This is a genomic window from uncultured Pseudoxanthomonas sp. (assembly GCF_947498795.1).
In the GTDB taxonomy this organism is placed as follows: domain Bacteria; phylum Pseudomonadota; class Gammaproteobacteria; order Xanthomonadales; family Xanthomonadaceae; genus Pseudoxanthomonas_A.
Map to the genome: position 1 here is coordinate 865,410 of NZ_CANMLQ010000001.1, position 15,577 is coordinate 880,986.

The following is a 15,577-nucleotide window of genomic DNA, read 5'->3' on the forward strand; positions in this document are numbered from 1 at the left end:
GGTGGCGGATCAGCGGGCGCCGCCGCGCGCAGCGAGGGCGCGCGATCCTGTGATGATCAGGCGGACCATTTCCGAGAGCTGCTCGATCAGCTCCGGATCCTTCTCGGGGGGCAGGTCCATCGCGGTGGCGCCCATCGCGAACACCAGGCGTGTGATCGCCTTGGAGACCAGCGCGGGTTCGTGCAGCGGGGCGTTGTCGCGCGCGGCGAGCCGCACCAGGTCCATGCACAGTTCTTCCTCGAAGAACTGCAGTTCGCGCTCCACCGCATGCTTGAACGCATCGGAACCGACGTTGCCCTCCCGCAGCAGCACGTGCAGCAGCTTGTCGTCGGCGCGCAGCTGCTCCATGAACGCCTCCACCGAGCCGCGCACCACGCTGCGGTCGCTGCTGGTGGCCCGGTGGCGCGCCTCGCCGATGATCTTGCGCAGCGAACGGCCGGCCAGGTCGATCAGCGCCACCGCCAGTTCGTCCATGTCGCGGAACTGGCGGTAGAAACTGTTGGGCGCGATGCCGGCCTCGCGGGCCACCTCCCGCAGGCTCAGGGTGGAGACACTGCGGTGCGGGCCGACCAGTTTCAGGGCGGCCGCCATCAGGTCCTCGCGCGAGATGGACGCCTTGCGGCCGGGGCCGTGGTCGTCCTGGAGCTGCGGTTGCGGGTTCGGGATCACGCGAGGGCGCCGGGCATACGGAAGGGTAGGGGCATCATAGCCCCGTAAATTAATATACAAGTGTATACACATGCGTCTTCACAGCGGTATAGTGAGGCCATGAATGCTCAGATCCGTCCGACCCCCCGCCGGCCCGGTCCCCTGAAACGCCTGCTCCGCCCGTTGGTGAAGCCGGATATCTTCGATTTCTGGGCCAGCCGCTTCCACCGCACCTGGACATGGGAGCGCCCGCTGGCCCGGCTGGTGACGCGCGAGGTCGAATCGGCCGATGCCGTGACGCTGCTGTTCAAGCCCAACCGTCACTGGGCCGGCCACCGCGCCGGGCAACACGTGAACCTGGGTATCGAAATCGACGGCATCCGCGTGACCCGCAGCTACAGCCTGACCTCACCGCCGCGCGCGGACGGCCTGTTGCCGATCACCGTGAAGGCCATCGAAGGCGGCCGCGTCAGCCAGTACCTGAGCCGCGACGCCCGCATCGGCGACATCGTCGATCTGGGACCGGCCTTCGGCGAGATGACGCTGCCAGCCTCGCCCCGCGGGTCGTTCCTGTTGCTGGCGGCGGGCAGTGGCATCACGCCGCTGATGGCGCTCGTGCGCGAGCTGGCCGGGCAGGGCATGCCGGTCGACCTGACCCTGCTGTACTGGGTGCGCCGACGTGAGGAAGCCTGCTTCCTCGACGAGCTGCGTGCACTGGCGTCGGCGCATCCGGCGTTCCGCTTCCGCCTGCTGCTGACGCGGGATGCCGCAGCGGCCGGCGACGAAGCGGAAGGCCGCATCGACGACGCGCTGCTCACCGCGCAGGCCGGCGACCTGTCCGCGCAGCAGGTCATGGCCTGCGGCCCCGGCGGGTTCGTCGACGCCGCTCGCCACCTGCTGGCCTCCCGCGTGGCCAGCTTCCAGGCCGAAGCCTTCACGGCGGCGCCGGTGACGGTGGTGGATGAAGGCGAGGTCGACATCCGCCTGCAACGCAGCGGTCGCACACTGCGCGTGCCGCGCGGCGAATCCCTGCTGGTCGCTCTGGAGCAACAGGGCCTGAAACCGCCGTCGGGCTGCCGCATGGGCATCTGCAACACCTGCGCCTGCGGCAAGTCCGCCGGCAGCACGCGCCACCTGCCCAGCGGCGCGCTGATCCACGAACCCACCCAGGCATTGAAGCTGTGCATCCACAGCGCCGCCACCGACCTCGAGCTGGATCTCTGATGGCCACGTCCTCCTTTCCCCGCAACCGCAAGCTCAGCGCCGACGAACTGGATCGGTTCGGCGAGGAGCTCGACGCCCTGCGTGCGCAGACCGTCGCCACGCTCGGCGCACGTGACGCGCGCTACATCCGCAACGTCGTCAAGGCGGTGCGTTTCGCCAACCTGGGCGGCCGCGTGCTGTTGTTCGCGGCAGCGGTGGCGGGTGGTCTGTGGCTGGCCGACAGCGCGGTGGGCTGGCTGTTCTGGGTGCTGTGGGCATTGGGCGCGCTGTCGCTGGGCCTGGGCAAGATCCTGGAAAACATGGAGCTGGGCCACAACGTCATCCATGGCCAGTACGACTGGCTCGGCGACCCGCAGCTAGACGGCAAGACCTACGATTGGGACATCGTCGGTACGGCCGACAACTGGCGGCACACCCACAACTTCCGCCACCACACCTATACCAACGTGCGCGGGCTGGACGACGACATCGGCTACGGCCTGCTGCGCATCTTCCCCGAGCAGAAATGGCGCCCGTTCTACCTGATGCAGCCGGCGATCGCGGTCGTGTTCGCGCTGCTGTTCCAGTGGGGCATCGCCATCCAGGACCTGAAGCTGGGCCGCTGGTGGAGCGGCAAGATGACCAACACGCAGCTGCGCCGCAAGTCGGCGCCGGTCGTGCGCAAGATGGGCAAGCAGTTGGCGAAGGATTACGTGATCTATCCCGCGCTGGCCGGTCCGTTCTTCCTGCCGGTGCTGCTGGGGAACATGGTCGCCAACGGCCTGCGCAACGTGTGGACGTACGTGATCATCTTCTGCGGGCATTTCACCGCCAATGCGGAGACGTTCCCGAAGGAATGCATCAAGAACGAGTCGCGCGGCCACTGGTACCTGCGCCAGCTGCGGGGGTCGTCCAACCTGCGCGGCGGCTTCCTGATGAACGTGCTGTCGGGCAACCTGAGCCACCAGATCGAGCACCATTTCTTCCCCGACATCCCGGCCAACCGGTATGCGGAGATGGCCAAGGAAGTGCGCGCCATCTGCGCGCGATACGGCCAGCACTACAACACCGGTACGCTGCTCACGCAGTTCGGCCAGGTGTGCTGGCGCATCGTGCGGCACGCGTTCCCCAGCCGGCCGACGAAGTTCGTGCCGCTCGTTCAGGCCGACGCGGCAGCGTAAGCAGGAATCCTCTTTCGCAGGGCATCGCGGGCATCGCCCGCTCCGGCACGGCGACAACACCGCCTCGGCAGGCGCGGGCCATGTCCGCGTACCGGCTCAGTCGAGGAACTGCAGCCGCGCCAGCTCCGCGTACAGGCCATCCTCCGCCAGCAGGGCTTCGTGCGTGCCCTGCGCCACGATGCGGCCACGGTCCATCACCACGATCCGGTCGGCCTTCAGCACCGTCGCCAGGCGGTGGGCGATGACCAGCGTGGTGCGCCCGTCCATCAGACGTTCCAGCGCGTGCTGCACGGCGCGCTCGCTCTGTGCATCCAGCGCGCTCGTGGCTTCGTCCAGCAGCAGGATGGGGGCATCCTTCAGCAGCGCGCGCGCGATGGCGATGCGCTGCTGTTGGCCGCCGGACAGGCGCGCGCCACGTTCGCCGAGCTGGCTCTCGAAGCCGCCCGGCAGTTCGCGGATGAAGTCGTCGGCTTCGGCGGCTTCGGCGGCGGCCTGCAGTTCCGCGTCGGTCGCGTCGAGCTTGCCGTAGCGGATGTTCTCGGCGGCGCTGGCAGCGAAGATGGTGGGCTGCTGCGGCACCAGGGCGATCTGTTCGCGCAAGTGCGCCGGGTCAAGCTCGCGCAGGTCGACGCCGTCGATCCGTACGCTGCCGGCCTGCGCATCGTGGAAGCGCAGCAGCATCGAGAACACCGTGCTCTTGCCGGCACCGGAGGGACCGACCAGTGCGACGGTTTCGCCCGGGTTGACGGTTAGGTCGAAATCGTCGAGCGCGGGCAGGTCGGGACGCGAGGGGTAGTGGAACGCGACGTGGTCGAACCGGATCTCGCCCTTGACCGGCGCCGACAGGGCGCGGGGCGCTGCCGGCGCGCGGATGGCCGGGGTTTCATCGAGCAGTTCGGCGATCCGGCCCATGCCGCCAGCGGCGCGTTGCAGTTCGTTCCAGACTTCGGCCAAGGCGCCGACCGAGCCGCCGCCGATCAGGGCGTACAGCACGAACTGCCCCAGCGTGCCTGCGCTCATCGTGCCGTCGATGACATCGTGCGCCCCGGACCACAGCACCAGCGTGATCGCGCCGAAGATCAGCGTGATGGCCGCAGCAGTCACCCACGCCTGCGCGCGGATACGGCGGCGCGCCGTGTCGACCGCGGTCGCGATGGCGTCGCCGAAGCGGCCGCGCTCGTACGGCTCGCGGGCGTGCGCCTGCACCGTGCGGACTGCACCGAGCGTTTCGCTGGCCAGCGTATTGGCGTCTGCGACACGGTCCTGGCTGGCGCGGGAGGCCTTCTCCAGTCGGCGTGCCCCCAGCACGATGGGCAGCACCGCCAGCGGAATGCCGATCAGCGCGAATGCGGCCAGCCGAGGGCTGGTGAAGAAGAGCATCGCCAAGCTGCCAATCACGGTGACACTGCTGCGCAACGCGACCGACATGCTGGTGGCAACGACCGTGCGCAGCAGTTCGCTGTCCGCGGAAAGGCGGGACACCAGCTCGCCGCTGCGCGTGCGGTCATGGAACTCGGCATCGAGGCCGATCAGGTGGCCATACAGCTGCCCGCGCAAGTCCGCGACCACTTTTTCGCCCAGCAGCGACACGAAATAGAAACGCGCCGCGCTCGCCAGGGCCAGCACCACCGCTACTACGAACAGGAAGAGGAAGGCCCGATTGATGTTCGCGCCATCGGTGAATCCGTTGTCGATCATCTGGCGGAATGCGACCGGCAGGCTCAGCGTCGCCGCCGACGCCAGAGCCAGAGCCAGCAGCCAGGCAGTGAACAGCCCGGCATGCCGGCGCACGAACGGCCACAGCGCGCGCAGCGTGCCCAGCTTCGCTTTCGGTCCGGCAGAGGCGCTGTCGGGGGTCTCGCTCGGTGTGCTCATCGGGGATCCGTCTTCAAAGCGGTTGTGGGAGAGGCTTCAGCCCCAGCCAGGCCGCCCCGCCTCCGCCGTACCGGAAGCCCCTTCCACAAACACCTGATGCGCACCGCCGGGTTCAGGCGGGCTCCACCACGCGCACCCGGTTACGGGTGGCGTCGCGCAGCTGGGTTTTCAAGGCTTCCACACGATCCGCGGGCAATTGCACCCTCAGGCGGGCGCCTGTCTCGTCGAAACTTTCGTCCTGCTTCGTCGCCTGATGGGCGATCAGGGCCGCGTGCACGTGCCCGAGATCGTCGAACGGGCAGGCCAGCGCCAATGTCGCCAGTGCGACCAAAGGCTCGCGCGGCGCAAGCCGCAGGCACTCGGCCGCCGCCCCGCCATAGGCGCGCACCAGGCCGCCTGCGCCCAGGTTGATGCCGCCGTACCAGCGCGTCACGACCACCATCACGCGATCGAAGCCCTGGCCATCGATCGCGGCGAGGATCGGCCGGCCCGCCGTGCCGGCCGGCTCGCCGTCGTCGCTGGAACGGTAATCCTGGCCGATGCGGTAGGCCCAGCAATTATGGGTGGCGGCCGGGTCGGCGACGTCGCGCAGGAAGGCGAGGGCGGCCTCGGCCGACGGGACCGGCGCACCCTGTGCGAGAAAACGGCTGTGCTTCACCTCGAGCCAGTGCGAGGCGCGTGCGGCGAGGGTATCGCTCACGGATTGCCGAGCAGGGGGCGAAGGTCGTCCGGCACGCGCTGGAACGGATGCTCCTGCACGAACAATTGCAGGCTGCGCAGCGCATTCGCGTCGTCGCCCAGATCGCGGCGCAGGCGGATGCGGTCCAGCCACTCCTCCGGTGGCAGCCGCGTATCCGCGTCGACCGGCACCTGCAGGTCGGTGCGGCGCAGGGCGTTGCGCGCGGCACTGGGCTGGACGCTGCCGGCGCTCGCGGCCGGGGGGGGCGGGGGCGGGGGGGCGGCAGCGACCGGCGCCTGGACGGTGCCCATGTCGCGGGTCTTCGTTTGGTTCTCGCGCCGTTTCACCCGACTGCCGGTGACCGAGATGGTGTCGAGGGTGGCGCCATCGTCAACCTTGGTGGTGGCCTCACGCCGTTCCTCGTTGTCTCGGGCACGAAGCTCCTGCTGTTGCTTCACGGCGATGCGCTGCTCGCGCTCCTGCTCACGCGCCACGGTCTCGGCGATCGCCTCGTTGCTGTCGGCGGCGGACGTGCGCGCATAAGCATCCGCTGTTTCGGCCGGAAACGCCTGGGGGGGCGCGGCTGGCGCGGGTGGGCTGGGGGGCATGGGGGTGGGAAGCAGCGCACGCGGGGTACGCTTGGGCGCGGCCTCCTGGCGCGCGGCCGCTTCCGCATTCTGGCGTGCGGGCCCGCTGGCCGGGCGTCCGGCAGGCGGGGTGAGTACCTTCGCCGGCGGCGGGGGCAGGAGTCCTTCGGCGACCCGGGCAGGTTCCGCCGCTGCGGCATCGGCAGCCGGGTTAGCTCCCGCGTCCGCTGCCGCAACCTCCTGATCCGCGGATGCGCCGCCGCTCGGATAGTCGGGGGTGGAAGGCATCTCGCTGGCGACCGGAACCTCGTGCGTGGGACGGAGCTGCCACGCGATGCCGGCGGCAAGCAGGACCGACGCCGCCACGCCAATGCCCAGCGGCCAGCGCCGGCGTGCCGTCGGTACGCGGTCGCCGCGGGTGCGTGCAGGCTGCACGGCGGCGCGCGCGGCCCCCAGGATGCGTGCGTCCAGGTCGGCCGAGGGGCCACCCTGCGGTCCCACGCGGGACAGCGATTGCGCGAGGGCGCGCTCTTCCGGGGTCAGGGGCTCGGGGGGCATGCTCATTCGTTCAACCTCGTGCGCAGCCGGTCCATCGCATACCGCAGGCGCGACTTCACGGTTTCCCGGCCTACGCCGGTGATCTCGCCGATCTCCTCCAGGGTCAATTCCTGTTCCAGGCGCAGCAGCAGCACTTCGCGCTGCTCCGGCGGCAATTCATCCATGGCCAGCTGCAACCGCCGCCGTTGCTCGAATTCGGACAGCTGGCGCTCCGGCGTATCGGGATCGGGTACGCGCGCCGTCCGTTCCTCCGCATCGTGGGGCGCGGCAGGACGGTGCTTCGATGCCCGCCAATGGTCGTTCAGGCGATTGTGCGCGATCCGGTACAGCCAGGTCCCGAACGGAGCGTCCGGTTTCCAGCCCTCGCGCGCGCTGATCACGCGCTGCCAGGTGTCCTGGAAGAACTCGTCGGCCAGCGCGGCATCGCGAAGATGCCGCAGCAGGAACCGATACAGCGGGCCACGGTGCCGCGCGTACAGCTGTTCGAACGCCGACGCTTCGCCAGCGGCGTAGGCCAGCATCAGGGTCTCGTCGGCGGGTTCTGCGAGGTCGTTCACTGCCGCCAGCGTAAGCGGTCCACGTACGCGCGTGAAGTCGGCGCGACGCGCGACGGTCGCCGCGTTCATCCCTGCGTGCCCGGATGGTGCCGGGCGCGGGGTGGCCATGGCAGCGGGGGCAGGGACGGCGCGCATGCGGGAAACGAACGGCCCATCGCGCTGCACGGGGTTGTGTCGCCCGTTTCCGTTCAGGGGGTGGCAGGCGGTATGCTCGGCACGGGGGACTTCCAGACACTACGCACCGACTCGATCGGGACCAGGGCATGCTCACGCCATCGATCAGCGCCGACAACACGGCAAGCGCGGACGCTTCGCCGGCGGAACGCATCGCGCTGATCCTGCGTGGGCTGTTGCCGGCCGGCGCCGAGCTGGCGGTCTGCTGGCGCGACTGGGCGCTGGGGAACGGCAACGGCGCGACGCCTGGCGCCTCGGCTGCGTTGAAGCGGCGGGCGGAACACGCGCTGGTGGACGCCACGGGCGACGGCGACGACGCGGACCTGCGCGTGCACGCCTGGGACAACGCCGACGGCAATGCGCGCGTCGCCCTGGCCTTCTCGTTGCCGCAGCCGCTGGCGGCGGCCGACGAGGCGTCCTGGGTGCTGCTGGCGCGCACGCTGCTGGTGACCTCGCTGGACGCGTTGCGCGCACAGGCCCGCGTGGTGTCGCTCGAGAAATCCAAGCGCCTGCAGCAGGCGCTGTACGAGATCGCCGACCTGGCCGGTGCCGACCTGGAGATGCCGGAGATGCTCCGGCGCATCCATGCGGTGGTGAACTCGCTGATGTATGCAGAGAACTGCTACATCGTGCTCTACGACGACCAGCGCCGCACGGTGCGGTTCCTGTATTTCGCCGACCAGCGCGACCCGTACATCGCCGAGCCCGAGCGCGAGTTCGGCGAAGAGGAAATGGCCAACAGCATGACGTTCGCGATGCTGCGCCACGGTCAGCCGTTGCGCGGCCCTTCTGCGGTGATCCGGCAGAAGCTGGGCGTGGTGCGCGATCCCTCGCACGGGCCGGACAGCCTGGACTGGCTGGGCGTGCCGATGCGGCGCGACGACCGCGTCTGCGGCGCCATCGTGGTGCAGAGCTACGACACGCCGGCCAGTTACGCCGACGAGGACCGAGCGCTGCTGGGGTACGTGGCGCAGCACATCCTCACGGCGCTGGACCGCAAGCACGCGCACGTCGAGCTGGAGCACCGGGTGGCGGTGCGCACCCATGAACTGCAGCGCGCCAACCGCGAACTGCAGGCGGAGATCATGGAGCGCAAGCGCGCCGAGAAGCTGCAGCGCGCACTGTTCCGCATCACCGAGCTGGCGATCACCTCCGAAAGCCTCGAGCGCTTCTACGCCGACGTGCACGTGGTGGTGGACGAGCTGATCGACGCGCGCAATTTCTACATCGCGCTGGTCTCGGACGACGGCGGCCAGTTGAACTTCCCGTACTCGATCGACGAACGCGACCCGATGCGCAAGGCGCGTCGCATGACCAACGGCCTGACCGAGTACGTCATCGCCACGGGCCGCCCGTTGCTGGCCGATCGCGAGGTGATCGGCGAACTGGCGAACGCCGGCAAGCTGCAGCAACATGGCCCGCCGGCGTACAGCTGGCTGGGCGTGCCGCTGTTCCGGGGCGAGGACGTCGTGGGTACGGTGGTCGTTCAGAGCTACTCCCAGGAAGCCAAGTTCACGTCCCACGACCAGAACCTGTTGACGTTCGTGGCGCACCATATCGGCAACGGACTCGATCGCCAGCGCACGCAGGAACGGTTGCGCAGCGCGCATGCCGAGCTCGAGCGCCGGGTCGACGAGCGTACCCGCGAACTCAACGAAGCCAACCACCAGTTGCGTGCGCAGATCGGCGAGCGCCTCCGCATCGAGCAGCAGCTGACCCACCAGGCCACGCACGACGCGCTGACCGGCCTGCCCAACCGACCGCAGTTGCTGGACCGGCTCGCCGCTGCCATCGAGCGCGCCCGCCACGGCGACGGGCAGGCGTTCGCGGTGCTCTTCCTCGACCTGGACCGCTTCAAGCTGGTCAACGACAGCATGGGCCACGCCGCCGGCGATGAGCTGCTGGTGGAAGTCGCGCGCCGGATCACCATGAGCGTGCGCGAAGAGGACATGGTGGCGCGCCTGGGCGGCGACGAATTCGCGTTGCTGGTCGAGTACGCCGAGGGCGTGGAGAACGTGCGCGATTTCGCCCAGCGCCTGCTGGCGGTGCTCGGCCTGCCGATGTGGGTGGCGGGGCGCGAGCTGTTCCCCTCCGCCAGCCTGGGTATCGCGGTCTGGCACCCGCGCTATCGCAATGGCGAAGAACTGCTGCGCGACGCCGACGCCGCGATGTACCGCGCGAAAGAACAGGGACGCGACCGCTGCGCCATGTTCGACGAGGCGATGCGCGAAGCCGCGATGCAGAGCCTGGACCTGGAAGCCGACCTGCGCCGGGCGATCAACCATCGCGATTTCCTGCCGTTCTACCAGCCGATCCGCCGCATGGACGACGGGCGCGTGATCGGCCATGAGGCATTGCTGCGTTGGCAGCATGAGCGACGCGGCCTGTTGTTGCCGGCCGAGTTCATCGGCCTGGGCGAGGACAGCGGGTTGATCGAGCAGGTCGACTGGTTGCTCTACGAGCAGGTGGTGCGCCAGATCGCGCGCGGCGTGGAAGGCTACATCTCGGTCAACGTGTCGCCGCGGCACTTCCGCTCGCCGGACTTCGGGGACCGCCTGCTGGCCATGTTCGAAGCGCAGGGCGCCGATCCGTCGCGGTTGCGGCTGGAGATCACCGAGGTCGCCCTGCTCGACGACGCGCCACGCACGCTGCGCATCCTCCGTACGTTGCGCCAGCACGGCATCCTCGCGCAGCTGGATGACTTCGGCACCGGGTTCTCGGCGTTGTCCTACCTGCACCGGTTCCCCATTTCCGTGCTGAAGATCGACCGCAGTTTCGTGTCGGGGCTGGGCAGCGAGGCGCGACCGGAGAGCCTGGCGCTGGTGCGTGCGATCCTGGCGCTGGCCAGCACGCTGGGGATCGAGACGATCGCCGAGGGCGTGGAAACCGAAGAGCAGCGCCAGTCGCTGATCGAACTGGGCTGCCACCTCGGGCAGGGCTACCTGCTCGGCAGGCCGGCGGCGAGCCTCGAGCAGACCCACGTGACCGACCCCGCGTGATGCAGCGGGGGAGGGCGGGATGGTTCCGCCCTCCCGGCCCGCTCACTCGCCCGCGATGGCCGGCCTGCCGGTTTCCGCGCTGACCAGCCGGTGGGCCTGGTCGATCATGTCGACGAACTCCCCCTTCAGCCCATACGGGTCGCGGCCTTTCGCTGCACGCGCCGCGCGCGCGACGTCACCCCAATTCCAGCCATCGATGCGCTGGCCACCGCGCAACAGGTCGGCATAGGCCGCAACGGCGCTGGCGAACCGGAAGGCGTCGCTCGGTTGCGAGGTCAGCGCGTTGCGTGCGATCGGTGTTTCGATCAGGCGGCTGCTGTCCTGGCCGGGCAGCTTGTAGCGCAGGCGCACGTGCGCGACCTCGGTGGCGGACGCCCGTTCGCCTGCCTGCTTGCCGCCATAGCGCAATGCGGGAAGCCGTTCGGCACCGCTGCCCACCGGGGTGATCTCGTACAGCGCGGTGACTTCATGGCCTGCGCCGATGTCGCCGGCATCCACCTTGTCGTTGGCAAAATCCTCGTTGGCCAGCACGCGGTTCTCGTAGCCGATCAGCCGGTACTCGGATACGACGGCGGGGTTGAACTCCACCTGGATCTTCACGTCGCGGGCGATGGTCAGCAGCGTGGACTGCATTTCGTCCACCAGCACCTTGCGTCCCTCCTGCAACGTGTCGATGTAGGCGTGATTGCCGTCGCCGACATCGGCCAGCTTCTCGGCGAGCGCGTCGTTGTAGTTGCCGGTACCGAAGCCGAGCGTCGTCAACGCGATGCCGGACGCGCGCTGGTCGGCGACCATCGTCTCCAGCGCATCCTGGCTGACCGTGCCTACGTTGAAATCGCCGTCGGTGGCGAGGATCACGCGGTTCACGCCGTCCCTCACGAAGGCCTGCTTCGCCATCGCATAGGCCAGGCGGATGCCGTCGCCTCCGTTGGTGCTGCCGCCGGCCTGGAGGCGGTCCAGCGCGCCGAGGATCTCATCGTGCCGGTTGCCGGGGGTCGGTGGCAGCACCAGGCCCGCCGATCCCGCGTAAACCACGATGCTGACACGGTCCTGCGCACGCAGTTGCGGGACCAGTTGGGCGAAGGACTGCTTCAGCAGCGGCAACTTGTCGGGCGACTCCATGGAACCGGACGTGTCCAGCAGGAACACGAGGTTGGCCGGCGGCAAGGTCGCCTTCGGCACGTCGTAGCCCTTGATGCCGACCATGAGCAACTGCCGCTGCGCGTTCCAGGGCGCGGGCGCGAGTTCGGTGGTCACGTTGAACGGGCGGCTGCGGTCGGTCGGCGCGGCGTGGCCATAGCGGAAGTAGTTGATGAATTCCTCCGCGCGCACCGCATCGGCCGGGGGTCGTTGGCCCTCGCGCAGCATGCGGCGCACATTGCTGTAGCTGCCGGTGTCCACGTCCACCGAGAAGGTGGACACGGGTTCGTCCACGGTGCGGCGCACCGGATTGTCGTTGCGTTCCGCGTAATTCTCGGTGTTGGCCGCGTCGGCCTGCGGCGCCAGGACGGCGGCAGCGTGCGCGTACTGCACCGCCATCGGCGGGGCTGGCGGGGGAGGCGGCGATGCAGGCGCATAGGCCTGCACGCCGGCGATGGCGGTCTTGGCCTGTTCACGGCGCAGGCGCTCCCCGGTGACCACCACGCTGTCGAGCGTGGCCTGTTCGTTCGAAGCCGCCTCCGCTGCCTGGCGGGCGAAACGCGCCTCATCCGAGGCTGCGGCCGCCTCGGCGTCGGACGTGGAGTGCGCGGTGGGGCTGGACTGGCACGCGGCCAACAGGGCGACGGCCAGCAGGGTGAGGGTCAGACGGTGCGACATGGCGTGACTCCGTGAGTGGGACGGGGAGTCGAACGCATGGGATACGGAAACGGGGTTGAAGGGTGGCGCTCGGCGATGCTGCGACATCGGCCACAACACCGCGATGTCAGTCGATCGCGCCCACGTCCATGCCGTCATACGCATCCAGGCCATGCTCGCTGGCGAACCGGTAGAGCGCCTGGTTGCGCTCGTGGAGGCTGTCGGGCGTGTGGACTTCGGTCTTCTCGACGTGCAGCCACCACAGGTCCGGATCCTTGCGGCTGTCCTTGTCTTCCAAGTACAGCGCAATGACACGGTAACCCTGTCCTTGCAGCACCGGCACCACCGCCTCCAGCGCAGGCCGCGCATGGTGGGTGAAGAAGTAACCCCACACCAGCGGCTTGCGCAGGTCCCAGGGCGTCTCCCTGGCCATGTTGTCGAACATCTCGACCAGTTGTTCGTGGGTGATCATGGTGAAGCTCCTGTAGATGGGGGCAGCCCGTCGTCGGGACGACGGGAAAAGAATCCGCAGTGACGTCGAGGGTGAGCGAAGGCGCTAGTCGGCGCGCAGCGTCAATCGGCCATCGCTGACCTGCGCTTCGAGCCGGTCGCCTGGCCGCACCTGCGCCACCGAGCGCACCAGCGTGCCGTCCTCCTTCGTCACCAGTGCGTAGCCGCGGGCGACGGTGGCCAAGGGGCTGATGGCTTCCAGGGAGCGGGCGAGTGCACGCAGGCGCAAGGTGTCCCGCTGCAGTGCGCGCACGGCGGCGGCCTGCGGACGCGGGGCCAACGCGAGCAGGCGGGCGCGCAGTTGCTCGAGGCGGCGCTGCGGCGCATGCGCACGCAGCACCGCATCGGCATGGCGCAACGCGGCCAGGCGGCGCGCGTGGCGGTCACGCCAGAGGGCGTGGAGGCGACGGACGGCATCCTGCTGGCGGCGCCCGAGCATCTGCAGCCGTGCTTGCGGGCGCTGCGCGTGGAGCCGCAGGGCGGCGCGGTCCGCGCGCTGCATGGCATTGCGCATGCGATGTGCCTGGGTGGTCGCGAGCCGGCGCTGCAACGTGCGAACGCGCGACAACAGGTCGCGCCGGTCCGGCACCAGCAGCTCGGCCGCGACCGAGGGCGTGGGTGCGCGCAGGTCGGCAGCGAAGTCGGCGAGGGTGAAGTCCGTCTCGTGTCCGATGGCGGACACCACGGGGACCGGCGAGGCCGCGATGGCGCGCGCGAGGCGTTCATCGTTGAAAGCCCAGAGATCTTCCAGCGAGCCGCCGCCGCGGGCGACCAGCAACACGTCGTAACGCCCGCTGCGCGCGGCGCGCTGCAGCATGTCGACGATCTGCGCCGCCGCTGCCTCGCCCTGCACCTGCACGGGCAGTACATCGACCTCCACCAGTGGGTAGCGCCGTTGCAGCACGCTGAGCACGTCGCGCACGGCCGCGCCGGTGGGCGACGTCAGCACGGCGAGGCGTCGCACATGGGCGGGCAGGGCACGCTTGCGTGCGTCGTCGAACACGCCTTCCGCTGCGAGCCTGGCCCGCATCTCCTCGAAGGCGCGGCGCAGCGCGCCTTCGCCGGCCTCCTCCAGGCTGTCGATCACCAACTGGTAATCGCCGCGCGCTTCATAGAGCGTCAGTCGGCCGCGCGCGAGGACGCGCAGTCCTTCGCGGGGTGCGAACTTGAGCCACTGGCTCTTCGGCTTGAACATCACGCAGCGCACCTGCGCACGCGCATCCTTCAGCGTGAAGTACAGATGGCCCGAGGCCGGACGGGTGACATTGCCCAGCTCGCCTTCCACCCACACGAGCGGAAACGCGCCTTCCAACAGGTCGCGCGCCAGCGTGTTGAGCTGGGTGGGCGTGAGGATGTCGCGGGCGGTGTCGGTCATGGTGCAAGGATAAACGCTCGCGACGAAGCGCACCGCGAATGCCTGCGACAGACGGTCGCACCCAGTGAGGCGGCTTCCGTGCTGGAATGGCGCGGTCCCGTCGGCCGGAATCGTCCCTCATGCTGAAGTCCCGCTGGTCCCGTCCGTGGTTGCCGGTGTTGCTCGCCTCGCTGGCCGCCTGTTCGCCCCCGGGCGAACCTGTGCCCGTGGCCGTTGTGCCGTCACCGGTCGTGGACGTGGCGGACCTCCCTTCGCCGCTGGGCGCCGCACAGCCCGACCTCGTCTCCACGCCGGACGGTGCGCTGCTGTTGAGCTGGATCGAACCGATGGATGGCGCAAGCCATCGCCTGCGTTTCAGCCGTCGGCCTGCCGGAACGCAGGGCTGGGAGTCGCCGCGCACGATCGCCGAAGGCGACGCATGGTTCGTCAACTGGGCCGACACCCCGCATGTGTATGCCCTGCCGGACGGTTCGCTGTGGGCGCACTGGCTGCGCAGTACCGGGCCGTCGCGGATGGACTACGGCATCGACCTGGTGCGTTCCGGCGATGGCGGCGCGACGTGGAGCACGCCGCAGCGGGTGCATCCGTCCGGCACGCCCGGTGACCATGGTTTCGTGACGTTCTGGCCGCAGGCGCGCGACCGGCTGGGTATCGCATGGCTCGACAGCCGGCAGAAGGCGGCGTCCGGACATGCGGGGCACGACGGCGGAGGACACGACCACGCAGGCGGTGCGGCGATGATGCTGCGTGCCGCGACCTACGATCCGAGGGCGACGCAGGTGGGAGAGTGGCCACTGGACGCATCCACCTGCGATTGCTGCACCACTTCGTCCGCGGTGACGGATCGTGGCGTCGTGGTCGTCTATAGAGGACGTGGCGATGGCGAGATCCGCGATACGCGCATCGTTCGCTTCGACGGTCAGCGCTGGACGTCGCCTCGCGACGTGCATGCGGATGGCTGGAAGATCGCCGGTTGTCCCGTCAACGGGCCGATGGCGGTGGCGGACGGTGCCACGGTCTGGGTCGCTTGGTACACGGAAGCAGGTGGCGTGCCGGAACTGCGTGCGGCACGTTCGGACGACGCCGGCGATACGTTCGGTGCGCCGGTGACGCTGGCGAAGGGCATGCAGGTGCTGGGTCGCCTGGGTTTGGTCCATGGCGATGGCCATCTCCTGGTGAGCTGGCTGGAGCAGGCGCAAGACGAACGCCAGACGCTGGTACTGGCACGCTACGACCACGCCTGGGCCGGAGCGCGGCGCGTCGATGTCGCCACCCTGTCCGCACGTGGACGCGCGAGCGGCATCCCGCGATTGCAATGGCACGACGATGCCGCGTGGCTGGCGTGGACCGATGTGGCCGGCGAAAAGCCACGGTTGCTGGGTGCGCGCGTCGTATTCCCCTGACGCGCCAAGGTGCGGCACTTCGTCGCACCTG

General features: G+C 69.3%; 12 protein-coding genes. 4 read left to right on the forward strand and 8 right to left on the reverse strand.

Annotated features, from left to right (window positions below):
• Positions 1-9: 9 nt before the first annotated feature.
• On the reverse strand, positions 10-666 hold the full coding sequence (fabR, locus tag Q0907_RS04295) for an HTH-type transcriptional repressor FabR (RefSeq protein ID WP_296280255.1): 657 nt from the start codon (positions 664-666) through the stop codon (positions 10-12).
• A 102-nt stretch (positions 667-768) separates the two neighbouring features.
• On the opposite strand from fabR, the gene Q0907_RS04300 reads away from it, so the two are divergent.
• Together Q0907_RS04300 and Q0907_RS04305 are read left to right on the forward strand one after the other, a co-directional pair.
• Positions 769-1,872: a ferredoxin reductase gene (locus Q0907_RS04300; protein ID WP_299341902.1), complete on the forward strand. Its 1,104-nt coding sequence runs from the start codon at positions 769-771 to the stop codon at positions 1,870-1,872.
• Positions 1,872-3,032 carry an acyl-CoA desaturase gene (locus tag Q0907_RS04305; protein WP_299341903.1) on the forward strand — a complete coding sequence of 387 codons (1,161 nt, stop codon included), beginning with the start codon at positions 1,872-1,874 and terminating at the stop codon, positions 3,030-3,032. The genes Q0907_RS04300 and Q0907_RS04305 overlap by 1 nt, the downstream gene beginning before the upstream one ends.
• A gap of 96 nt (positions 3,033-3,128) precedes the next feature.
• On the opposite strand, the gene Q0907_RS04310 is transcribed toward Q0907_RS04305, so the two are convergent.
• From Q0907_RS04310 to Q0907_RS04325, 4 genes are all read right to left on the reverse strand, one after another.
• Positions 3,129-4,907, reverse strand: a complete 1,779-nt coding sequence (locus Q0907_RS04310) for an ABC transporter transmembrane domain-containing protein (protein ID WP_299341906.1) — start codon at positions 4,905-4,907, stop codon at positions 3,129-3,131.
• Between the two features lie 112 nt (positions 4,908-5,019).
• Positions 5,020-5,607: a YigZ family protein gene (locus Q0907_RS04315; protein WP_299341908.1), complete on the reverse strand. Its 588-nt coding sequence runs from the start codon at positions 5,605-5,607 to the stop codon at positions 5,020-5,022.
• Entirely contained in the window at positions 5,604-6,731 is a 1,128-nt protein-coding gene (locus Q0907_RS04320; RefSeq protein WP_296280170.1) for a hypothetical protein, read from the reverse strand. The genes Q0907_RS04315 and Q0907_RS04320 overlap by 4 nt, the downstream gene beginning before the upstream one ends.
• Before the next feature lie 2 nt (positions 6,732-6,733).
• A complete protein-coding gene (locus Q0907_RS04325) occupies positions 6,734-7,288 on the reverse strand; it encodes an RNA polymerase sigma factor (protein ID WP_299341909.1) in 555 nt (184 codons plus the stop codon).
• Between the two features lie 263 nt (positions 7,289-7,551).
• On the opposite strand from Q0907_RS04325, the gene Q0907_RS04330 reads away from it, so the two are divergent.
• Positions 7,552-10,461, forward strand: coding sequence for an EAL domain-containing protein (locus tag Q0907_RS04330; RefSeq protein ID WP_296280172.1), 2,910 nt, complete (start codon positions 7,552-7,554; stop codon positions 10,459-10,461).
• 42 nt (positions 10,462-10,503) lie between these two features.
• Here the strand turns inward: Q0907_RS04330 and Q0907_RS04335 are convergent, their stop codons facing one another.
• The 3 genes from Q0907_RS04335 to xseA form a co-directional block, all read right to left on the reverse strand.
• Positions 10,504-12,279 carry a VWA domain-containing protein gene (locus Q0907_RS04335; RefSeq protein WP_299341911.1) on the reverse strand — a complete coding sequence of 592 codons (1,776 nt, stop codon included), beginning with the start codon at positions 12,277-12,279 and terminating at the stop codon, positions 10,504-10,506.
• Positions 12,280-12,385: 106 nt separating this feature from the next.
• On the reverse strand, positions 12,386-12,730 hold the full coding sequence (locus tag Q0907_RS04340; protein WP_296280174.1) for a ribonuclease E inhibitor RraB: 345 nt from the start codon (positions 12,728-12,730) through the stop codon (positions 12,386-12,388).
• An 84-nt stretch (positions 12,731-12,814) separates the two neighbouring features.
• Positions 12,815-14,143, reverse strand: coding sequence for an exodeoxyribonuclease VII large subunit (gene xseA / locus Q0907_RS04345; RefSeq protein WP_299341914.1), 1,329 nt, complete (start codon positions 14,141-14,143; stop codon positions 12,815-12,817).
• A gap of 119 nt (positions 14,144-14,262) precedes the next feature.
• On the opposite strand from xseA, the gene Q0907_RS04350 reads away from it, so the two are divergent.
• A complete protein-coding gene (locus Q0907_RS04350) occupies positions 14,263-15,546 on the forward strand; it encodes a sialidase family protein (RefSeq protein WP_299341918.1) in 1,284 nt (427 codons plus the stop codon).
• Positions 15,547-15,577: the final 31 nt, after the last annotated feature.